The following is a 20,636-nucleotide window of genomic DNA, read 5'->3' as shown; positions in this document are numbered from 1 at the left end:
CAGACGCGGCCTGAGCCTATAAACCCCACGAGTCAATCAAAGTGGGGGCAGTCCCATCTGGCCTGCGGCCTGTGTCTGCACCCTCGTCGAATATCGTTCGGTACTTCACAGGAGGCTGATCCGGCCTGCTGACGACGTTTGGAGTGCTGACGTGGCGATGGATAAGAAACTGGGGCCGTGCGTCATTTGCGGGGAGCCGGGGAGTTCGACTCTCGAGCACATCATCCCGCAGGCGTTGCTAAGGCGTATGGGCATCGAACCGGCGACGACTGCGAATCATCCGCTCACGACATCACTATGCAGGAGCTGTAACAACGCAACCAGCAAGTTGCACAACAATACGGCTTTGCTGGACCTGATCGAGACGGGCGCACCTGTCTCGAAAGAAGATCTCGACGCCCTCGCACACTGGATCGTGTGGATCACCTTGCTGTTGGGTGTTAAACGGGCCGGAGATGTCTGGCCGGTGGAGGACGCACGGAAGCAGCTGAAATCCCGCTTCCGCGACGGTTCGACTGGGGGTCTACCCAAGGGAACCCGGGTGTTCGCGGCGCTGGTGGACGAAGATGCAACGGGCACACTTGAAACCACCTATGCCGTGCTTCTCAAAAACGACCCGAGGGTACGGCTCGATCACAAAGGCCTTCCTGCCGGTTTCGCCCCTTCCGGAGCGCGCACCGCCGCCGCAGTCCTGCGCGTCGGGAACCTCGTCGTGATGGTTCTGGCACCGACCTGGTCATCGGGACCGGGCCACAACACCCGAATCGACACTGCAGCGACCGAAATCGGGCTAACCAGAATCTGGCCGCCTACTGACCCCCACATCGGTTTGACTCCACACACCGTTGCACTCAAAGAGGTATGGAACCTGTTCGCCTGCATCCCTTTCGAGGCCGACAACACTGATCTACTTCCCCCCGACATTCAGGAATTCGTCAGGTCGTTAACCGCGGACCCCAACCCAGAGGACTAACGCGAGCACGTATCCGGGAACCTGTCGAACCTGATGTCGTGTGGCCTTGCCAAACCAGCCGCTGATTCCGGCTCGGCGGGGCCGTAAGTGAACCGCACCGGGTTGTCCGGAGGTCATCGTCCACAGTTCGCGGGCTGTGGCCGGTGGGCTGCGTAGTGGAACCGCTGCCACCGATCTCCCGAGCCCTCGAGATCAACCAGCTGAGGGCACCGCCGACACCGAAATCAGCCTGTAGAAGCGGTCAACGGAACCGCGAAGGTCTGTGCCTATGACACCCTTACTCACCTCGCTACCGCCACAGTGCAACCAATCGCCGACCCGATGTAAACACACTGGCATGATCTTCTCGGCGGAGGGCATCGGCTCCTCCGACTAGCACCATCGATAAGAAACGAGAGTGATTCTGTGAAGCGACTCGCCGCCCGTGCAGCGATAATCGTCCTAGCTGCTGCGCCCCTTGCGCTATTCGCCGGAGGACCTGCCTCGGCGGGCCCGGGCGTCGCGCTCCTCGATGGAGTCACGTTCACAGCCACGGCCTCTGGTAACACCGTGACGCCAACAATCACCAACACGTTGGGGGCAGACGTGTACTGCTTCATTCTCGGGCAGAATGCGAGTAAGAATCCCACGAGCGATCAGCCTGACTACACCGTGGGGTACCCCTACGGCTACCTGGCCGTTTGGACCAAATCCACGTGGAGAACCGAGTTTCTCAATGTCCCGGACGGGGACTACACCCTCTATTCCGCATGTGTGACCGAGGCTCCTGCAAACTCCAATGTGGCAGTTGATGTTTGGAAGAACCTCTTCGCAACAAATCAGGTTCAGGCAATTCCGATCACCGTTCCCGGAAAAACCTGCATCGGGTCGGTGTGCCTGCCGGGCGGCGGGTTCGGCTCCTAATACAAGAACCGTGCTGGCACAAGCACACAGGTTGCGAGAGTGAGGAAGAAGTCCGTATCGCCGTACAGGATCCGCCGCCTGCCGCGCGCCGCACACGTCAGAGTGCATACGGTCCGCGCACGCGGCGCCGGCGCGGGCCTGCGGCTCTGGGATGTGCTGGATCCATCGGTTCATTGTGGTCTGTGATGACGAGGCTCGATGGCCTTCCCGGTGGCCGATGATGACGGTGTCCTCATCGTTGCGGGGCTGTTGATCTGGACCAATCGGGCGCAGTTCATTGCTGTGGATCGCACGGTCGTAGCACGAACCGCCAATGATGTTTGCACTGCTCGCAGCCCCTATTCGTGTTTCAACACGCCGCGGTCCCGTACGTCGCGACAATGCGCTCATGCAGGCGGGTCTTTGTCTGCGTGTGCCCGACAATCGTTGCCCGATAGTCGGAATCGTCCTTCGGTTTGAATCCTGGAAGTTCACCGCCGTCGGGGTCGGCAACGATCACGAGTTCGGCATCGACCTCGAACTCGAGTGGCGCCAGGAGATTGAGTACGTTGTCGCTCCTGTCCTGGTCGAGAACCGTAAAGCCCTGAATGTAGTTCGTCGGTTTGTATCCGACCGCGGCGTTGATGTCCGGGACCTTGATGCTGAGCTCTCGCACGCTATCGATCGCGTACATCAACTCCCACGTGGGCCCGTCGTCGGCGACTTTGGCGGGCCACAGTTTCTCGGCGATCTCCTTGCTCCGAAAGGTATGGCGAATACGCCCAGCCGCGAAGGCCATGTTGTCTTTCACAAACAACACCAGGTCACCGGCCTTGAGCTTGGCATGTTGCTTCACGTTACGGCCGTCGAGAGCGGGGGTGGTGCCCCAGACCTGCAACTGGCCCGCCGGGAACGCGGTCCGAAGTATCTCGAGATCCGCGGCCGGCAATCCCTGAAACCCTTCGAGCGCAACGAAGTTGGTGACCGTGTCCTCGTAGTGCCCCTGAGAATCCTTGTTGGCCGCGGGCTGCAGCAAGATCAATGCCATCGACCAATTACCTTCCAAATCAGCGTGTTTCGTGGCGCGGATCGTGAACTTCTTCAACTAGGTAACTTGCGTGGTCCGGCTCCCGACGTGACGAGTTTGTCGTGTATCCGCCGAAATATCCCTGATTCGCGTGACGACGCTGTCTTCCCGGGCCTCTCTACAGAGCGCCGACCGGGCCGGTGGGTTGCCACACCGCTTTCATCGCCGACACCCGGGACTCAGGCGGGGCGATAGTGGCGAAACCGCCTTGGCCGTCGCGAAAGGCGCACCTGATCCCGTAATTGCCGAGCCAGTGGATGTCGCGTGCACTCGGTGCCCCCTCGAACAACGCTGTCAGTGCGTCGACCTCGGCGGTGGCGTGGATGACGTAGTCGAGTAGCTGCGCCAACGCTTCCCGTACTTTGCCGTGCGCGGGGGAACTTTTCGCTTCCACGATCTCGGCGGCACCACTGCCAGGGGTGTCGGGGAGGAGGTAGATGTCGGAGAATCCCACTATCGATTTCAGGCGCTGCTGACTACGTCGGTCACCACTGGCGCGGAGGAAGTTCTTGTAGTCGACGACGAGTCGCGCCTCCGCGCGATCGGCCACGAATGTGCGGGCTTGGGATGTTCCGGTGGCGGAGTTGGTGTTGTGGGCTTCCGCCCGGACAACGGCGCCTTGGTCCCACAACGGGGCGACGTGGACCCCGGCAGCTGCGAGTTCGGTAGCAGCGAGTTCGGTAGCAGCGAGTTCGGTGGCCGTTTCGATCAGCAGACCGTCGAGGATCCGCGCTGCTCGATCATTGTCGTAGAGCCGGGCGCCCATGTAGTTGTCCCCGCCCTTGGAATCCGGGGTGTCGGTGAGCTTACGGAGATCGGTGTAAGGGATCTCGGTTTCCTGAAAGCTGATTAGCGAGTACACATTCAGATACGGGCCGTGTGTCGACTGCGGCGGCCACATCGCGTTGCCCGCGTCCGGATTGCGGAAGATAGCACCGACTTCACCTATAGCGCGGACATGATTCTTGCCCGTGAAGAGAACGACATCACCCTGCTTCAATCGCGACATGATCTTGTCCTGATTGCGCGGGGTCGCCCAAAACCGCGCCGCCCCTTCCGGGTGCACAGTGAGCAGGTGCTCGTACTCCGCGACAGACAGCGCACTACGGAGCGTGCCGTTGCCGAATGGAAACGGCTACGCGAGTGTCTTGCTGTAGTTCTTCCGTGCCTGCGGATTGCCGAAGGACGGTTGGATCAACACACTCGTGCTCATTCGCCCGCCCCGGGCAGTTCGGTGTACTTGCGGCTCGATCCGCGGCTCGACGCGACCGGATAGCGGCGTTCGTTGGCGTCGATCTTGGCGACCGGATAGCGGCGTTCGTTGGCGTCGATCTTGGCGACCGCCGCGGCGGCAACATCGATACCGAGAAGACCCGCGACCGTGTGGAGGGTGTCCCACACCCGTCCGATCCGGTCGGCCAACTCGGCTCTGTCGATCCGCGACGGGAGGGCGTGCGATGCGCCGTCTTCCCATTGGAAGACTTCGAGCAACAGACCCACTGCCCCACTGAGCCGGCACACCGCGCGTGCGAGACCGAGGGAAGCGGCGGCCGAACTATCGACCGGCGCACCGTGTCCCACCATCTGCGCGAAGCCGCCGGGTGGGTCGATCTGCACCACGTCGTAGAGGCGGAGCAGGTAGAGGGCGACGTCTGCGACCTCATGACGCACGCTCTCGAGACCCCCGGGGGTGAGATGTGGAGGCGTCTCGACGAGAAGCGGTTCGATCTCGACACACAGCTCCCCGACTTCACCGCCCAACGCCATGGACAGGTTCTTCGGCGAATGGAACTGTTCCCAGTCACGTGCCTGCGCGAAGGCCCGTTGCCGGACGATTACTTCCTCGACGGTTGTCACGAGTGCTTACCCTAGCGACATTCACCGACACGCAAGGCAAGAGATTGCGGGGCAGGGTGGACGGCGTGACGGTGCCGCACAGTTGCAAGGTCACCTCCCCTACCCGTGTATCTCGTCGGGCGCAGTCAGCGCCGGCCTGATGCAAGTTCAGCTGCGGCCTCTGCTTCTGTGAATACCCGTAGTGGTGGTGAGAGGTGGACGGCGACAACGCCGGTGCAGCAGCGGAACTCGCACTCGATACCCTCGAGGGCGCTCGTCTTGCGACTGCAGACATGATGGTGCCAAACCGTTCCACCCCTCACCGGCCGCTGAGCACACTAAAAACCAAGCTGCTGTCGCGCAACGCAATTGGAGATGAATCGCCGTGATCGCCGGCAATCATCACGACATGCTGACGACGTCACCGAGTTCAATAGAGTCGTCCACGCTTCGGGTTCCGGCACGGAGGGGATCAACCACAGCTTCGGTGGCCGAACCCTCGCAGTGCGCAACCCCACCCTGCGTCGCTGCGAAGCCCGAACGTCCCAGCTTCATCCAGAAAAGGGACGTCAGTCACATTCCCCCCAAAGCGCCATGGTTGAATCTTCAAAAATATTGCTTCGGAATTGCTAACTCTGGGAGAAATCGTGGCCACGTTATTGATATTTGTGGGTTTGATCGCGCTTGTCGTCGGCGTGATCGCACTCCTACGCGGTCACATCGGTTGGGCTCGAATCCCGAACCGTCGAACCGCTGTCATTGTCAGTGTCATCGCGTTCGGTGTGATGCTGACCGGCGGCGCGCTTGCACCCGCCACACCAGCCCCGACTTCCGACCGAATTCTCACCACGTCGACGACCGCTCCCGCACCGACCAGCTCTTCGACGACTGCCGCCCGAACAACGATAACCACCACGACGACCGCAACACCGACCAGCCTGACAACGACAACGCCTCCACCGCCGCCGATTACGACGACACTCGAGCCGACCCGAACTCTCGCCCCGATGACACCGACCGAAGTTGCGATTGCTCCATTCGTGCCGCCCGCCGCAGCACCGGAGTACACGCCACCCCAGCCGCCGTCGAGAGGTACAACCGGTGGCGGAAATTCCGGAGGCGGTGGGGGCGAATGCGCCGGCGGATACATCAATACCGCGGGCAACTGCATCCCCTCCCCACGGCAAGCACCCTCAGCACCCTCAGGTGCCACCGCGAAATGCAGCGACGGAACCTACAGTTTCAGCCAAAGCCGTCGAGGTACCTGCTCGGGTCACGGGGGCGTAGCCAGCTGGCTCTAGCCCCATCGTTCGACGGACTACACATCGTTCCGAGCGGCAGTCAGCGGCACACCGAACGTCACCCGCAGATCCGCAACAGACCGCCCCGCCACCGAACGAAAGGCAACGCCGAAACCGATTCGGCCACCACCATGATGGCGATACTCGCACCCGGAGAAAACACCACACTCCCCCACCAAACTGTCCCCGGAAACTCCGGGCAATTCAATGCTCCGGCCGTCTGGTATCAATCCTAAATGAACGATCGCTGGCTCAAGAGCTTCGACAACGCAGGCGACGGCTGTGCAATGTGCGGGACGAAGACACGCATATTGCAGAGCTACTGCAACAACTGCAAAGCATCCGTCAATCAGTCGCTGTCCCAGTATCGAGATGCGGCACGAAACGTCCTGGCCGGAACCGGACCACTCAGCCAAGCGTGGATCGAGCTCCACAACTGGCTTTACGGGCAACGGATTCCGCGCAAGCACGCGTTGAATACAGTGAAATCAGAGGCCATCAATTGGCTCAAGAATTTCGCTGACTTCGCTCGAATGGACGGGTTCATCACTACAGACGAACTTGACAAGTTCCGCCAGGCGGCTCGAATTCTCCAAGTTTCCCCAGACGTTGTGGCACCGCTCGAAGCGCGCATGCTCCGGGATAAAATGCTGGGAGACATACGTCAGGGCCAACTACCGACAGTGCAGATTCCCGGGCTGCATCTCCCCAACGATGAATACTGCTACGTAGTTGTGCAAGCGACACGCTGGCGTGATCTCAAAGCGGGGCCAACCCCCTCGCACGGACAATTCGCAGTGACGAACCGGAAAATCAGATTCATCGCGCACCAACACGGCGCAGAGATACCACTCGGCAAGGTTCAACGAGCAACCTTCTCCGACCGATCGACGATCACTATCGAGGCGACAGCAAGTTCTCTGAGCGGCCGATTCACAGTGCCCGATGCGGAGTACGCGTCAATCGTGATCGATTCGGCACTGCGTATCGATCGCCGAATGCTGCTACCTGGCAACGCAGATCGACCAACCCGCCATATCCCGCCCCACGTCAAGGCTGCGGTCTATCAACGTGACCGTGGTGTCTGCGTACAGTGCGGAAACGGGCAGTACCTGGAATACGATCACATCATTCCGTTCTCGCGAGGTGGCGCGAACACGGAGGGCAACCTTCAACTTCTGTGTCGCGCGTGCAACCTCGCTAAGGGCGCCAACATCTAGCGACCGCGTCGCGTTCATCGGGAGTCATCGAGGTCGATCACCAGGTGGGAAAGATCGTTGTGCAGTGTCCACGTTCGGGCGCCCGAGGATCGCGCGGCGCGGTGCGCGATGACATCGGCGTGGGCGTCTGTTCGTCTACGAACCGATAGGGACACTGGTATAGAAAAATCGGCACGCTACCCGGCTCCTGCAAGGCGGACACCACAGCGCCGTCGGGCAGACTCCCCGGAACGAGCCGCCCTACATTCCAGTACCAGGGCGCTGTCACGTTAAGCAATCAAGCGCTGATTGTGGTCGATCCGTGCTCGGAAACCTCCTGCTCGTGTGTGGCTCATGAGGCTGGTGGGATTTTAGGAAGGCGCCGAATCGATTAACGTGACAGTGCCCTCACGACAGCACCTGACTCAATCACTCGTGGAGCCAGGAAAACGCATCGGTACACATGGCCACCCAGAGCTTCGGGCGTCCCGACCACGCACAGAATCAGGCAGCAACACGGCCCAGATTCCACGCCGCCACGGGGGCATTTGCGGCCACCAAAATAGATCTCTACTACTGGCCGCAAGTGGCCAGGCCCAACTGCTGCGCACAGCCGAAATGTCCGATATCTTCCAATTTGGTGGTTGCCTTCCCGTGACCGCCACGCACCCCTGCATTGAGTAGCGGACAACCGGAAGGGCACAAACGCCTGTGACTGTTCTCGATCGGCCGCACCGACCCCACCACGGCCTAAGACCGCCGCGACATTCGGCACCGCCGCTCTCACCGTCGCCGCAACTCTCGGCGGCACGGTCGGTACCGCAAGCGCGGACACCGTTATCGACACAAGCCCGGTCGGCTCGAATCCGTGCGCAGTGGCAACCACTCCGACTACGCCGACTCCACGTCGCTAAGCAAGGTGGGAATACGGTGGCGGCAATGACGACCCACCCCACCTTCGAGCGGGTCGTCCACTAGGCCTTTCGGCTCACTGAGCCCGGTCTTCGGGTCCTGACCTCGACGTACCTGACCGACTAGATCCCACCGCCTTCGAGCTAGTACATAGACATGGCTGAGCCCGCGTCGGCCAGTCGCTCGCCAAACATTTCGCGCTGGCCATCGAGCACGACCTCGCATTGCCATATGGGAACGGTGAGACGAATAGGAGAGGAGTCAGCACACCATGACAAGCTCGTTTGATCTCACACCAGCGTGGCGCCCGATCGATCTGACCGATGCCCCAGCCGAGCAATCAGGGGCCCCACTGCCGATCCTTGTTTCTGATCAGCTAGGCCGGCTGATCAGTGGTGGTCGCAACAAGCTTCATGTCTTGGAAATTCTCAACCGCCAGAGGCTTTGGTGGTCACTCACGCCCACCGTGCTGATACACGGATATGCGGTCAGCGGTGGCACGTTGTTCGTCCAAGACGGTCCCGTCCTGAGCGCGTGGGACCTCACTGAGGCGATTGTGTCCGGCGATGGCCTAACCACCCACGGGATGTGCTTCGCCGCAGTCAATCTTGCGACCGGCACGAAAGTAGCCGCTACCGGCAACAGCATCAGCGACGCGCAATACGCAGCATTGTTCGCCACCTCGGAGTCAGTTCCAGCAAACTATTCGGCTCCAGTCATACGAGAGCATCAGTTGGGGAGCGCCGGCGACGCCGTGGTGTTCGTGCTAGCCGCTGACGGCGGCCTGTGCTCACTCGACATCGGCCTCACGAACCTCGACATCACGCGGTGGGACGTCCCCGCGGCAGTCGGACTTGCGCTAATTGAGTCCCCGGACCCCTCGGACCCAAACCGCTATACCTGCCGTCTGGCGTACATCACTGATCCAGGCGACGTCGTGGTGCTCGATGCCTCGTCGGGCACGCCAACCATGCTCGGGAGGTGGACTGCGCAGAATCCAAGTGCCCAACCATGGAACCCGCCCGTCTACGCTGACGGCAACCTCTGGGCGAGCGGCGTACCGACGGCATCGCTGAGCGCACTGTTGCCGCCACCACCGTCCGCGCCGGTCTTCACGACCCCATACCTCTCGACTGCAGAAAGTACGGGCACCCCGACTGGAAGCTTTCAGATCTGTGACACCGACAAGCTGGCACTCCTCGTTGACGGCCAAACGCAGCGTTTGCTCGCGTACTCTCCCGAAACGCGCGTCGTGGATCGGTGGCCGTCGAAGACAGGTATTCCGGCGAGCGCGGAAACAGTGTTCTGGCACGAGAGCGCTGACAAATTCCCCACCACAATCATCGTCGTCAGTGACGCGTTGCCCGACGGCGTCACCTTCACTGTCCTCGTCGCGAACACAGTCGACGCCCCGCAACCTCAGTACGCCACGCTCTACCCACCCGAGCCAGTAACACTTGCCTCCGGATCTCTAGGGCTCGGAGCATTCGCCGATCCCTCGGAAACGATGACCACGATGCTGACGAAGCCGGTGATCGTGAGCCGGACCGTATACGCACTGGCCCAGACCAGTACCGGCCGGACAGTGGCAGGGGCGTGGTCACTTGACAGCCTCGCCCCGGTCATCGCCCCTGCCGCAGTTGGCGAACTCAGACGCCTCGCGACCCTCGTCGTGCCATGGAGGATGCTTGTTCTCAAAAGCACCTTGACCGCTCGCCGTGTCAACGCATGGAACTACTGGGAACTTTCCGAACTCCCTATGGGAAACACCACTTTCCAGGTGGTGATCGGCTCCGAGACACTTGAAATAACCACGGATGAGGATAGCTATGTCACGTTTGACGCGCGCTTCACGGGGATGACAATAACGCCGCCAGCCGTAAGTGACTTCTCGACGATGCAAGTCTGGGTGTATCAGAAGAACCAGCCCGTGGGCGCGCACCCAGTGCCCCCCTCGGTCTTGTCCGGGGTCCCCGACCATACCGAGATTTTGTCCCTCATGCGCAATTTCTAGTAGTAGCCAACGGCTGGACGCACAACGACAGAACGGTGAACGATGACACAGTTTCGGACCGACGACCATGATGTCCTTGACTCGGTAGAGCCCGCTGTCCTCTGGCGTTCGAGCGCAGCGTTCGGAGCGCTCGACGAGCCACTGACCGCCGCCGGAGACCGTCTCATCGGTGTGGCTCAAGGCACGATCTTCATGCTCAACGCGTACGACGGGACAGCTGTCGACACCAGCGACGAGGTGGCCGCCCAGCACTTCCCTTACACCTTGCAATCCATGGGCGGCGGGCTCGCACATCCAGTCAGCGCCGGCGGCAACCTATTCTTCGCCGACGGCGCCTCCGTCCAAGCGTTGCGTCTAGCCGATGGCGCTCCACTTCCGGATTGGAAAGCGCCGGAGGTCGCACAGGTTACCTCGATCAACGCCGTCGACCAACGGATCGTCATCTCCTCGATCGATCATGCCGGCGGCACGACGATCTCCGCATTCGCGGCGATCGATGGAGCACCGATCTTCGGACCGATATCGACCAGCACGCGGAGCTCCGGACCAGTGGCTCTCGGACTCGGTGCCCTGTTCTTCGTAGCCGACGGCCAGGCACACGCCATCAACATCGACTACGGGGACGACAGATGGAGTGGGCGAACACAGCCCGCGACCGTGGCCGCATTCAACCTGGCATTGCGACCACTGATAACCGCCGACAGCGTCGTCTTCGCCGCCGGAAACCTGCTAGCACTCGATGCCCGTACCGCGGCATTGCGCTGGAGCGTCAGCCCGAGCAGCACAGCGGCGCAATGGATGTCCGCCGTCATCGACGACAGGTTCGCGACCGTCGTTGCGGCAGACAGCAGCGGTGAGATCGTGGGCATCTCGGCCGCCGATGGCAAAAAGCTCTGGAGCTGCCAACTCATCGGACAACGCTCACCGGTGATCACAGCCGACACGGTCTACACCACGAACTATGCCGGGACGCAGCTGACAGTCCTCGACTTACGCGACGGCAGTGTCATCGCGACATACGCGCTGCCCGACGCAGCAGCGGATGGCTCAACACCGCTCGTCGTCGACGGGACCGTATTCCACACGCTCGGTGATGGATCCGTCGTGGCCCGGCCCTTCGCCGAGCAATCCGCAGCACGATTCGACGGCCGCACCGCCCACATCGAGGTCAAACCCGATGCGCACCAATTCGACTTCGGCCTGGCGGATTTCACAATCGAAACCTGGTGCCGCACCACAGTCGGCGGCGAGCTCATATCCAGCTACCCCACAGTGGCCGACGGATCCGGCCACGGGCTACGCCTGAACATGACACCGGACGGTCAGATACGAATCGCGGTTGTCGGCTCATCGCCCGATTCCGTTCAAGCCGCGAGAACTGTTGCGACACATGCAACAGACGGCACGTGGCATCACATAGCCGCCGTCCGCACCGATGGCACCTTCTCCATGTTCCTCGACGGCCGAGCATCCACCCTCAAGACGCCGGACAACCCGGTGGCGCCCCTCCCCGTCGACGGCGAGAACGTCCTCACACTCGGCGCATACCGTGCCACCGATACTGATCCGCCAAGCGCACATTTCGACGGACTCCTGCGCGAAGTTCGCGTATGGGACCGTGCGCTCGATCCCGCAACCATCGGAGCCAATCAGTGGGTCGAACTGATCGGCACAGAGCCGCACCTCAAGGGACTGTGGCGCCTCGACGAGGTGCAGGACACCGCACATCCCACCCCGCCGATGAACGAGGTAACGCGACACCGCGCCGCCGCCACATTCGTCGCCGCGTGCTCGCATCCCACAGCACTGACGATGGACAAATCCGCCTTCCCTTATCTGATCCACGAAGGGCAGCCCACGTGGCCTTATTTCGGTACGTGGGGCGCGCGGGGGGAGAAACCCATTCTTGCGGAGCCGGCTGTCGCCGACATGACCGTGGCCTTCATGACCAACAACGCCTTGTACGGGGTCGGAAAGGACGACGGGAAGCGGTTGTGGTCAGTCGATGCAGGTCGTGGCGCATCTGCGCCCGTCACTGACGGCAACCGCTTCCTGGCGCTGACCGTCGAAGAGTCGATAATCGCGATCGACGCCGCCACCGGCGGCACAACTCAGCTGACTTCCTTCGCCGACTTCCAGGTGAACAGCGGACCACTCTGCCCGCCCGCGTCCGACGAGCTCTGGATCGCGGCAATCGAGCCAGCCGGCCTTCTCGCGATTGCGGACCGGCGTAAACCCGCTGCCACGCGGTTCATCCAAACGGCAACGCACGCCCCCACCGCGCTCGGTTTAAGTGACGGGATGGCGGTCGTCGCCGCACCAGATGGCGTCTCCGTAATTCCGGCGGCCGGGCCTACCGACGCACCGATCAAACGCCTCCCCGGCACCACCTTTTGCTTCGCGGGGTCCTGGCTCGTGTGCGCCGGTAGCGGCCAGTTCGCGCGCTATACCGTTGACGGCAGTACCAAACTGGCCGCGGGACCGGCGGCCAACTCGCCGACTGGCCTGGCAGCCTGGCCAGATTCCGACCTCATCGTCGCCACGCACGCCGATGGGACCGTGACCGGCTCCTCACTCGTAAATCTCACCACACGGTGGACCTCGACCCTGCCAGGCGGAGCCGCGGTTGGGGCTCCAGTGTTCGACGACGCCGGGAGGATCGTGTGCACGACCGCCGATGGAACTGTCGCTGTCCTGAGTCCTGACCACGGAACCCTCCTCGGCCTCTACCATGAGCCCCAGTCGGTGAACACTGCCGCAATAATCGACACGGGCACTGCTTTCTACGGCTGCGCAGAGCCCACAGACCCGAACGCCGACTGCGACGGCGCCCTCCACAGCCTCGTGCTCGGACAAACGCTCGCGTTGCGACTCGGCGTGGACCCCATCGGCACCCCGCAGCCCGACCGCACCGCGCATGCTGTCGTCGACGTAGATCTCGCCACCGGGGCGCTGCACCTGATGAATCCCCACGAAAGCTGTGTAGAGGCCTGGATCAATGTGCCACCGCAATCCTCTGGAGCCGCAGCCGGAGGCATACTCGGCATCTGCCCGACCACGGCGAGCGATGCATTCGACGTAGCCCTCTGGATTGACCCGGACGGCTCGATGCACTACGTAGCACGTCAGCTCGATGTGAGTGGTTGGAGCGGAATCCACGCCACGGCTCCCACCGACGCGTGTGACGGGCGCTGGCACCACATCGCCGTCTCCCGCACCAAGGACGACCGCGTCGCGATGTACTTTGACGGACTGCCGCTCGCCGCTGTCACCGTTGTGCCGACGACCGACACTCCGCAGACAACCGTCCCCGGGATCAAGGCCTATCTCGGCGCTGTTGCGGGCCCCGACCTGACCGCTGCGATGCCATGGTCCGGGATGCTGGCAGAAGTTCGCGTATGGGATACATACCTGACTGCCACAGAAATCTCCACCAGAATGCACGTCAAGCTCCGCGGCGACGAGCCTGACCTCATCGCGTTCTGGAACTTCGACCACGGTGCCGTGCACGACGGGGCCAGACAAGGCCACGACGGCGTACTCGTTGACACGAACACCGACCCCACATACCAGAATGCCCATCCCACGTGGTGGCTCGTCGATCTTCCGTTCACTCTCCCCAGCTATCCCGAGATTCGCACCGCCGCCAAGATCTCCGCCGACGACGGACCGGACGGCATCACGTACGACCTGCGCATCAGTGTCCTGGCAGCTGATGGATCCATCCTGCCGTCCCAACCAATTGAACTCTGGTATGTAATCCACGACCCCTCCGAACCGCCCACGATCACCGTTTCACACGGCATCACCGGTCAGACACAGTCCGTGACCGGCGTGACGTCCACAGCGGGGGATCCTCCGCTGACACTGACCAGCGGACCCGATGGCAGCCTCACACTCAAGGTTGTCTCGCAGGGTGCACACGGGCCATCTCTGGACTGCCGCGCACCGTTCATGCCAGCCAACGAACGATTTCACATCAACTGCCTGGTCGAAAACCAGTTGCTCTCCAAACCGACGCCTCCGACGCTCACCGCGCAGACCAAGCTCATCCAGGACTACCACTACACAACCGGCAGCAAGATCGACCAGACTCGCGACCGCACGACACACCGCGTGGTGCTGCTGGCCACCACAGCCGACCACACCCCCATGGCCGGCGTGCCGGTGACGCTGTGGGCAGCGTCAGATGTCGACCTCGAGATCGCCGGTCAGGCCTACGCGGTCAACGCACAAAACACGTACACGTCGCCCACGAGCGCGCACGGCGAGGTTGTCATCGACATCGCAGCGACCGATCTCAAGACGACCACGCTCTATGCACGCGCCGGGTTCATGGCACGCAACGACCGCATCCTCATTCGCCCCGACGATGACGCTCAAACGCAGCTGGCGAACCTTCAGTCACCACTGATGACCACTCCGACACTCGTCAACTGGCATGACGGGGCAACCGCGGCCGACAACCAAACCATGCTGAGCGACGACTACCTCACACACGCCGACGCCGCAGCCGACGCAGTCCGCAAGGTAATGTGCGCGGTCAAGCCACCCCCAACGGCCTCCACCCCCACCGCGCCCACCGCGTTCGCTCTGCGAGCGTCCGCGGCACCGCCCTCGTTCATGGACACCCGGCAGCCTCTCGCAACTGCACGCATCGACGAAGCGACCGTCCTACGAACCCTCACCGGCATCAACCGCCGCATGCCGGTCGACGTCGACGGACTGCGGACTGCACTCGGACCCCATCTGGGGTTTGTCATCACGTGCAACGGCACACCGTCGAGCTTCAGCTACAGGCTTTTGTCCACCGAAGAGGACGTACTTGCCGCACGCGGCACCCCAACCCCGCCACCCCACCTTCTCGGACACTGGTACGACGACCTCTGGCACGGCATCGAAGACGTAGCCGATGACATCTACCACGGTGTCGTCTCGGTCGCCGTGACCATCGCCGACAGTGTGCAGGTCGCGATCACCACCCTCGTCGACGGTGTCGAGAAAATCGTTCACACGGTCGTACATTCAGTTGAAGCGGCGATCGATGCCGTCGTCTCGTTCTTCAAACAGCTCCTGGTGGCCTTAGAACTGCTTATTCTTTTCCTACGCGCACTATTCGACTGGAATGGCATCCGCGGCGCCCAACGCCTCTTCAAGCGGATGCTGCACAGTGTCGGCGACATCATCTCCGAGAAGACACTGCTCGACGATGTCAAAACCACTGTGAGCTCGGCATTCGCTTCGTTTGACAAGGCCATCGGCATCGATGCCAGCGGCCTGACCGGATCAGCCTCGGACACGGTCGCCGAGGCTGCGAACCAGCACACCCCCGCCGCGATCTCGACAGCTGGCGGAGTGGTTGCCAAGACCGCTTTCCACAAACTTCAAGACCACGGTGACGCCAGCACGATCACCGGCTACAGTGCCGCTGCAAGCGTCGCTACCGGAAGCGTCCTCACCGGCCTCGAGGACTTCACCGAGGGTCTCGTCGACGTTGCCGGCGATCTTTTGCAGATGCACCTCAGCGACGCGATGGTGGCCATGGTGAACCTGTGGGAGAAGCTCGAGGACGACCTGGTCATAGGCACCGAGAACTGGTTGCTCGCAGCCATCGACTGTGTCGCGCAGAGCTTCGAGGGGGTCCTGCAGGCTGTAGACACCCCCATGGAGATCGGCTTCCTCGGTGAGCTCTACAAGTGGATCTTCAAGGAAGACCTGACATTGTTGAACCTGGTCTGCCTGGTGATCGGTCTGCCCCTGCACATCGTGTATTTCGTCGTGACCCGCGGTACTCGCTTCTCCAGTGCAGCCGACGGATGGCTTCAATCGCCGACTAGCACCGAGTTCGACGCCGCCGTCGTCGTTGAAGACACCGCCATGCGCCCGCTCCGGCTTGCGGCGCAGCCCGGTGATGACACCACCGGCATGGAAATCGTCTACGCCGTGATGAAGTCCTTCCACATCTTGGCAGTAGTGGGCACGGACGCCACGTTCTCACGCACCGAGAAGTCGAAGCTGCGTGCTGTCCTCAAAATCTGCCGAGGTGCGTTCGGTGTATTCACGGCTGCCTGGGCTTACCAGTACACCCTCTCTACCTATCGGCGGCGACTTGAGGATGCAGGTCTCCCAGACCAGGACACTGACGCCAAGGTGCGCATGATTCTGGGCCTTGCTTCCGGAGTGATCGCCGACGGCTTCACCCTTGTCTCTGGGGCCGCTGGAACTTTCTCGACTTCCAGCGGCGGGGTGCAAGCGCCGATCGAACTGCCGGTGATCGGCGGCGACGAAAACGGCCCGCCAGACGTCCGTGAGGCATGGGGGCAGGCGCCCGAGGTCCAACCTGCGAGCTCCTTGAAGAGCGGGATGGCCGACTACGCCGAACTGGTAGTCCTATTGGGCAATGCGGTGTTAACGGTCGTCGTGATCGTCCGTCAGGGACGGGCACTAAAGGACAGCCCGGAGTATCAGGCCGCCAAGAACCCCTCCGCAGACCTGAGGGTCGCCGCAGATCTTCTCTTTGCGCGGTCGATCTCGTACAGCGCGCCGAAGCTCGTGGGTTGGATGTTCACGCAGACACCCGCTGGTGACCTTCTCGAAAACCCGGACACCCTGTTGGCTGTGACGGGAGTACGGGCGGCCGCTCAGGGCGCCGGCCTCATTTGCCATGCCATCGCGGGGTTCAAATACCTCACCTGAACTCGAGCGTGTGCGGCAACGACGCGACCGCACGAGTACTGCATCGTGATCTGGTTTTGCGGTCGTCAGGAACGGGCGAGCGCCGGGCGGTTGTCGAGGCCACCTGTGCACCCTGTACCGGGCGCATACAACTGAAAGACATACACCTGTGACTGATATCGACACCATCCCGGTCGGCACGAATCCGACCGGGGTGGCGATCACCCCCGATGGCACCCACGCCTACATCACCAACCGCGGCGGCAACACGGTGTCGGTGATCGACACCGCCCACCCCACCAACCCACTCACCACCATCACGGTCGGCACGTATCCGACCGGGGTGGCGATCACCCCCGACGGCACCCGCACCTACATCACCAACTACGGCAGCAACACGGTGTCGGTGATCGACACCGCCCACCCCCACCAACCCACTCACTCACCACCATCACGGTCGGCACGGGTCCGTCGGGGGTGGCGATCACTCCCGACGACATCTACTCCTACGTCACCAACTACGTCGACGGCACGGTGTCGGTGATCAAGATCAGACAGACACCGACCCTGGCCGGAAACTTATTGAGGGAACCGGCCGAAATACCTCTAATGCGGTAGACCCGTAAAGCCAAATGCGCGACGGGCTCAATCAGAGGACCATTCAAGGGGTGAGTGACTTTTCGGTAATCGGCTGTATCGGTTCGCTGGTTGTGGCGACCCGCGGATCAGCCGGAGCCGGCGAGGTGATGGTAGCGGTACGCGGATCGAAAGAGTCATACCTGGCATGGTCGGCCGATCCATTGCCGAAGGGCACCGAAGTCTTGGTGATCGACATCCGCGGCGCGCGGACACTCCAGGTCGAACCCTGGCCCGGGCTAGGACTGACGATCGATCCGCGATAACACAATGTGAGGAGCCAAAACATGTTCGGCTACAGAGTGCCTGCGCCGGATGAGGCGATGCTGATCTCCGGAGGCAGAAGCAAAGGGGACGCACCGTTCCGTGTAGTGACCGGCCACGGCGCCTACATCATGCCGCTGCTGCGCAAAGTCCGGTTTCTCACACTGGCAATGTGCGAGGCCGAAGTGGAGGAAACATGCGTCACCCAACAAGGGATCAGCCTCAACGTGCGCGCGGTCATTGCCTTCAAAGTAGGCAATGACACCGAGAGCATCATCAGCGCAGGTCAACGCTTCCTCTCCGACCAAGACCAAATGTCCGTACTCACCGGTCGAATCTTCGCCGGACATCTGCGCTCGATCATCGGATCGATGACCGTGGAGCAGATCATCAAGGAACGCCAGAAACTGGCGACAGAAGTACTCGACGGATCAAAGGAAGAGATGGTCAAAATCGGGCTGACCGTCGACGCCCTACAGATCCAGTCCATCGACGACGGCTCCCTCGGCTACATCCGCGCGATGTCCGCTCCACACAACGCCGCGATCCAACAGCAAGCCCAGATCGCCCAGGCAAGGGCAAACCAGGCAGCCGCGGAGGCCGAGCAGGAATCACAACGCAACCAAGCTCAGTACGCCCGGCAGACGGCAATCGTGCAGGCCCAGTACAAGGCTGAAGTCGACAAGGCGCAGGCCGAAGCGGCGCAGGCAGGACCGCTGGCGCAGGCGCAGGCACAACGGGAAGTGCTCGCAATGCAAACGGAGCTGGCACAGCGAGCCGCTGAGCTCCGCCAACAGGAGCTCGTTTCGGAAGTCGTCAAGCCTGCCGAGGCAGAAGCCGAGCGAGTGCGGATCCTGGCGTTGGCCGACGCGGAGAAGATGAAAATCCAAGCCGAAGCGGCAGCGTCGCACAACCGGGTCGCGCTCGATCGGCTGTTGATCGACCAGCTCCCCGAGATCGTCAAGCAGGCCGCCCAAGGATTGTCGGGGGCGAACCTGACCGTCCTCAACGGTGCTGACGGGCTCGGCGAGATAGCCACCGGCCTGGTTGGTCAGGGCGTGGCGATCTACGACTCCCTCCGCGGCAGCCTCGGGCAACACGAGCCGCCTAAGAAGACCACCGACCGCGTCGAACTCAACACACGACCCACAGCTGGCGGGGATGAACTGCCGCGCATGGGAGACCACCACTCCCATGACAGTTGAATCCCCGACCGAGGCAATCAGTAGTCGGGGTTGTCCGACGTCATCCGTATTGAGCACACAACACAGAGACCCTCGATCCGCGGGAGCTAACACTCGGCAGGTCCGGCACACAACCTCCATTCGACATCTACTACGTCGCAATGGAATTCACGGAAGAGCCGATGACCAAGGCTCCCGACGCCCCCACCCGACGTTATCGCGCTGGTGCACCCACAGCAGCGACAACGTGGTCGCGTCATCGGAGAGCGGTCAAGATAATTGATCCTTGCCGTGCGGACTTCGACGGAGGCAACCGATGCACCGACGACGTAATGTCGGTGCATCTAGGGGACTGAAGATTCGCCATGCGTGACGACAACTTGCGAGTCGCTCTACTCCGCCACTGGGCGGCCTCCGACGCCAACAACTTCACGGCGGAACACCACATCTACCGAGCTGATGCAGTTCTCGAATATCCACAGTCGGGCGAGCGCATCAGCGGCCGGGACAACATTCAGGCGTCGCGTGTCGCCCAGCCGAACGCGAAACGCTTCACCGTGCAACGCATCCTCGGCAGCGGAAATATCTGGATCAGCGAACTCGTACTCACATACGACGAGCAGCCGTCCTACGTCGTGAACATCATGGAATTCGAGGGTGGGAAAGTAGTCCGCGAAACACAATACTTCGGCGAGCCCTTCGCCCCAGGTCCATCTCGCACTCAGTGGGTCAAACTAATGAACGACCCGAACCAGCGAATTCGTTGATCCACGGTACGACTGCGCCGCGGACGGTGACTGCCAGCGGCAATAGTCCGTTGGTCAGCAGGAGATCGGCCGCACGCTGCTGCTCGTCGAGGAACTCTTCGGTGACGGCGTTGACACCGAACGGACGTCCGCGCAGTGCCGCTTCCCAGGCGTCGAGGCTCGCGGACCCGCCACGCTTCTCGACGTCGTCGACGAAGATCTGCGCGGCTTCTCGGGGGTTGGCTTCGATCCAGGCATCGGATTCTTGCAGGGCCTTGATGATCGCCTGGAGAGCCTCGGGGTTGGTATCCGCGAAGTCGCGTCGGGTGAACCACAGTGACGGGTGGCTGAAGAGTCCGTCGGTGGCGATCAGCGTGCGCAGTTCGTGGTTCGCTTCGATGTCCGTCAGCCCCGGGTATGCGCCCACCCAGGCGTCGATGGTGCCGGCAACGAGGTCCGCTCCACCGCCGCGGACGTCGGTGTCGACGGGGACGATGTCGGACCAACTCAGCCCCGCCTGATCCAAGGCGAACAATAGAAGTGTGGTCTGCCACGATCCGTGAGCGATGCCGACGCGCTTGCCGAGCAGGTCCTCTACCGAGTTGATCTCGGAATCGGCCTTCACCACCAGGCGCCCGTTCTCTACTCGGGGGCCGGAGATTCCGATGTAGACGAGATCGCGGCCCTGGGCCAGTCCGGTGACGGGTGGCGTGAATCCGGTTCCGATGACGTCGTATCCACCCTCCTCGAACAACCAGTCCGAGTGCAGGGTCGGCAAGGCGTTCTCCGGGTTCACTGCGGGCTTCGCGGGAAGCTCACGCAGGTCCACCCACTCGACGTCGGGGAGACGGCGTTCGAGGATTCCGGTGTGGCGCAGAACGAACAGCGAATTGTTGTGTGGGAAGTATCCGACGCGAACGGTCATGA

At 62.0% G+C, this 20,636-nt stretch carries 16 protein-coding genes; 10 read left to right on the top strand and 6 right to left on the bottom strand.

Annotated features, from left to right (window positions below; translation table 11 throughout):
• Positions 1–346: 346 nt before the first annotated feature.
• Both QM600_RS20840 and QM600_RS20835 read left to right on the top strand, forming a co-directional pair.
• The gene (locus QM600_RS20840) at positions 347–973 is read left to right on the top strand and encodes a hypothetical protein (protein WP_283263456.1); all 627 of its coding nucleotides are present in this window, start codon (positions 347–349) and stop codon (positions 971–973) included.
• 405 nt (positions 974–1,378) lie between these two features.
• Positions 1,379–1,876, top strand: coding sequence for a hypothetical protein (locus QM600_RS20835; protein WP_283263455.1), 498 nt, complete (start codon positions 1,379–1,381; stop codon positions 1,874–1,876).
• Between the two features lie 349 nt (positions 1,877–2,225).
• On the opposite strand, the gene QM600_RS20830 is transcribed toward QM600_RS20835, so the two are convergent.
• The 5 genes from QM600_RS20830 to QM600_RS20810 form a co-directional block, all read right to left on the bottom strand.
• Positions 2,226–2,903, bottom strand: a complete 678-nt coding sequence (locus tag QM600_RS20830) for a hypothetical protein (RefSeq protein ID WP_283263454.1) — start codon at positions 2,901–2,903, stop codon at positions 2,226–2,228.
• Between the two features lie 157 nt (positions 2,904–3,060).
• The gene (locus QM600_RS20825; RefSeq protein WP_283263453.1) at positions 3,061–3,951 is read right to left on the bottom strand and encodes a hypothetical protein; all 891 of its coding nucleotides are present in this window, start codon (positions 3,949–3,951) and stop codon (positions 3,061–3,063) included.
• 200 nt (positions 3,952–4,151) lie between these two features.
• On the bottom strand, positions 4,152–4,799 hold the full coding sequence (locus QM600_RS20820) for a nucleotide pyrophosphohydrolase (protein WP_283263452.1): 648 nt from the start codon (positions 4,797–4,799) through the stop codon (positions 4,152–4,154).
• A 381-nt stretch (positions 4,800–5,180) separates the two neighbouring features.
• Entirely contained in the window at positions 5,181–5,333 is a 153-nt protein-coding gene (locus tag QM600_RS20815; RefSeq protein WP_283263451.1) for a hypothetical protein, read from the bottom strand.
• Between the two features lie 160 nt (positions 5,334–5,493).
• Positions 5,494–5,949: a hypothetical protein gene (locus QM600_RS20810; RefSeq protein WP_283263459.1), complete on the bottom strand. Its 456-nt coding sequence runs from the start codon at positions 5,947–5,949 to the stop codon at positions 5,494–5,496.
• Here QM600_RS20810 and QM600_RS20805 point away from each other — a divergent pair.
• The 8 genes from QM600_RS20805 to QM600_RS20770 all read left to right on the top strand — a co-directional run bounded on the left by QM600_RS20805 (position 5,927) and on the right by QM600_RS20770 (position 19,730).
• Complete coding sequence (locus QM600_RS20805) at positions 5,927–6,079, top strand: DUF3761 domain-containing protein (protein WP_257216779.1); 153 nt, start codon at positions 5,927–5,929, stop codon at positions 6,077–6,079. The genes QM600_RS20810 and QM600_RS20805 overlap by 23 nt on opposite strands.
• 236 nt (positions 6,080–6,315) lie before the next feature.
• A complete protein-coding gene (locus QM600_RS20800; RefSeq protein WP_283263450.1) occupies positions 6,316–7,299 on the top strand; it encodes an HNH endonuclease in 984 nt (327 codons plus the stop codon).
• Positions 7,300–8,461: 1,162 nt separating this feature from the next.
• On the top strand, positions 8,462–10,204 hold the full coding sequence (locus tag QM600_RS20795) for a hypothetical protein (protein WP_283263449.1): 1,743 nt from the start codon (positions 8,462–8,464) through the stop codon (positions 10,202–10,204).
• 42 nt (positions 10,205–10,246) lie between these two features.
• Positions 10,247–16,900, top strand: a complete 6,654-nt coding sequence (locus tag QM600_RS20790) for a LamG-like jellyroll fold domain-containing protein (RefSeq protein WP_283263448.1) — start codon at positions 10,247–10,249, stop codon at positions 16,898–16,900.
• Between the two features lie 148 nt (positions 16,901–17,048).
• Entirely contained in the window at positions 17,049–17,423 is a 375-nt protein-coding gene (locus tag QM600_RS20785) for a YncE family protein (protein WP_283263447.1), read from the top strand.
• A 124-nt stretch (positions 17,424–17,547) separates the two neighbouring features.
• Positions 17,548–17,781: an NfeD C-terminal domain-containing protein gene (locus tag QM600_RS20780; RefSeq protein ID WP_283263446.1), complete on the top strand. Its 234-nt coding sequence runs from the start codon at positions 17,548–17,550 to the stop codon at positions 17,779–17,781.
• Positions 17,782–17,802: 21 nt separating this feature from the next.
• Positions 17,803–18,984: an SPFH domain-containing protein gene (locus tag QM600_RS20775; protein WP_283263445.1), complete on the top strand. Its 1,182-nt coding sequence runs from the start codon at positions 17,803–17,805 to the stop codon at positions 18,982–18,984.
• A 344-nt stretch (positions 18,985–19,328) separates the two neighbouring features.
• On the top strand, positions 19,329–19,730 hold the full coding sequence (locus QM600_RS20770; protein WP_283263444.1) for a nuclear transport factor 2 family protein: 402 nt from the start codon (positions 19,329–19,331) through the stop codon (positions 19,728–19,730).
• Here the strand turns inward: QM600_RS20770 and QM600_RS20765 are convergent.
• The gene (locus tag QM600_RS20765; RefSeq protein WP_283263443.1) at positions 19,693–20,634 is read right to left on the bottom strand and encodes an ABC transporter substrate-binding protein; all 942 of its coding nucleotides are present in this window, start codon (positions 20,632–20,634) and stop codon (positions 19,693–19,695) included. The genes QM600_RS20770 and QM600_RS20765 overlap by 38 nt on opposite strands.
• Between the last annotated feature and the right edge of the window lie 2 nt (positions 20,635–20,636).

The organism is Rhodococcus sp. IEGM 1379 (assembly GCF_030056815.1).
Classification (GTDB): Bacteria; Actinomycetota; Actinomycetes; order Mycobacteriales; family Mycobacteriaceae; genus Rhodococcus_F.
This window is presented reverse-complemented; position numbering and strand designations above follow the sequence as displayed.

What these genes read in the sequence shown, in the direction of transcription:
- QM600_RS20830 (WP_283263454.1), bottom strand. Translation starts at nt 2,903, where the DNA reads ATGGCATTGATCTTGCTGCAGCCCGCGGCCAACAAGGATTCTCAGGGG.
- QM600_RS20825 (WP_283263453.1), bottom strand. Translation starts at nt 3,951, where the DNA reads ATGTCGCGATTGAAGCAGGGTGATGTCGTTCTCTTCACGGGCAAGAAT.
- QM600_RS20815 (WP_283263451.1), bottom strand. Translation starts at nt 5,333, where the DNA reads ATGAAGCTGGGACGTTCGGGCTTCGCAGCGACGCAGGGTGGGGTTGCG.
- QM600_RS20810 (WP_283263459.1), bottom strand. Translation starts at nt 5,949, where the DNA reads ATGCAGTTGCCCGCGGTATTGATGTATCCGCCGGCGCATTCGCCCCCA.
- QM600_RS20800 (WP_283263450.1), top strand. Translation starts at nt 6,316, where the DNA reads ATGAACGATCGCTGGCTCAAGAGCTTCGACAACGCAGGCGACGGCTGT.
- QM600_RS20795 (WP_283263449.1), top strand. Translation starts at nt 8,462, where the DNA reads ATGACAAGCTCGTTTGATCTCACACCAGCGTGGCGCCCGATCGATCTG.
- QM600_RS20790 (WP_283263448.1), top strand. Translation starts at nt 10,247, where the DNA reads ATGACACAGTTTCGGACCGACGACCATGATGTCCTTGACTCGGTAGAG.
- QM600_RS20775 (WP_283263445.1), top strand. Translation starts at nt 17,803, where the DNA reads ATGTTCGGCTACAGAGTGCCTGCGCCGGATGAGGCGATGCTGATCTCC.
- QM600_RS20770 (WP_283263444.1), top strand. Translation starts at nt 19,329, where the DNA reads ATGCGTGACGACAACTTGCGAGTCGCTCTACTCCGCCACTGGGCGGCC.
- QM600_RS20765 (WP_283263443.1), bottom strand. Translation starts at nt 20,634, where the DNA reads ATGACCGTTCGCGTCGGATACTTCCCACACAACAATTCGCTGTTCGTT.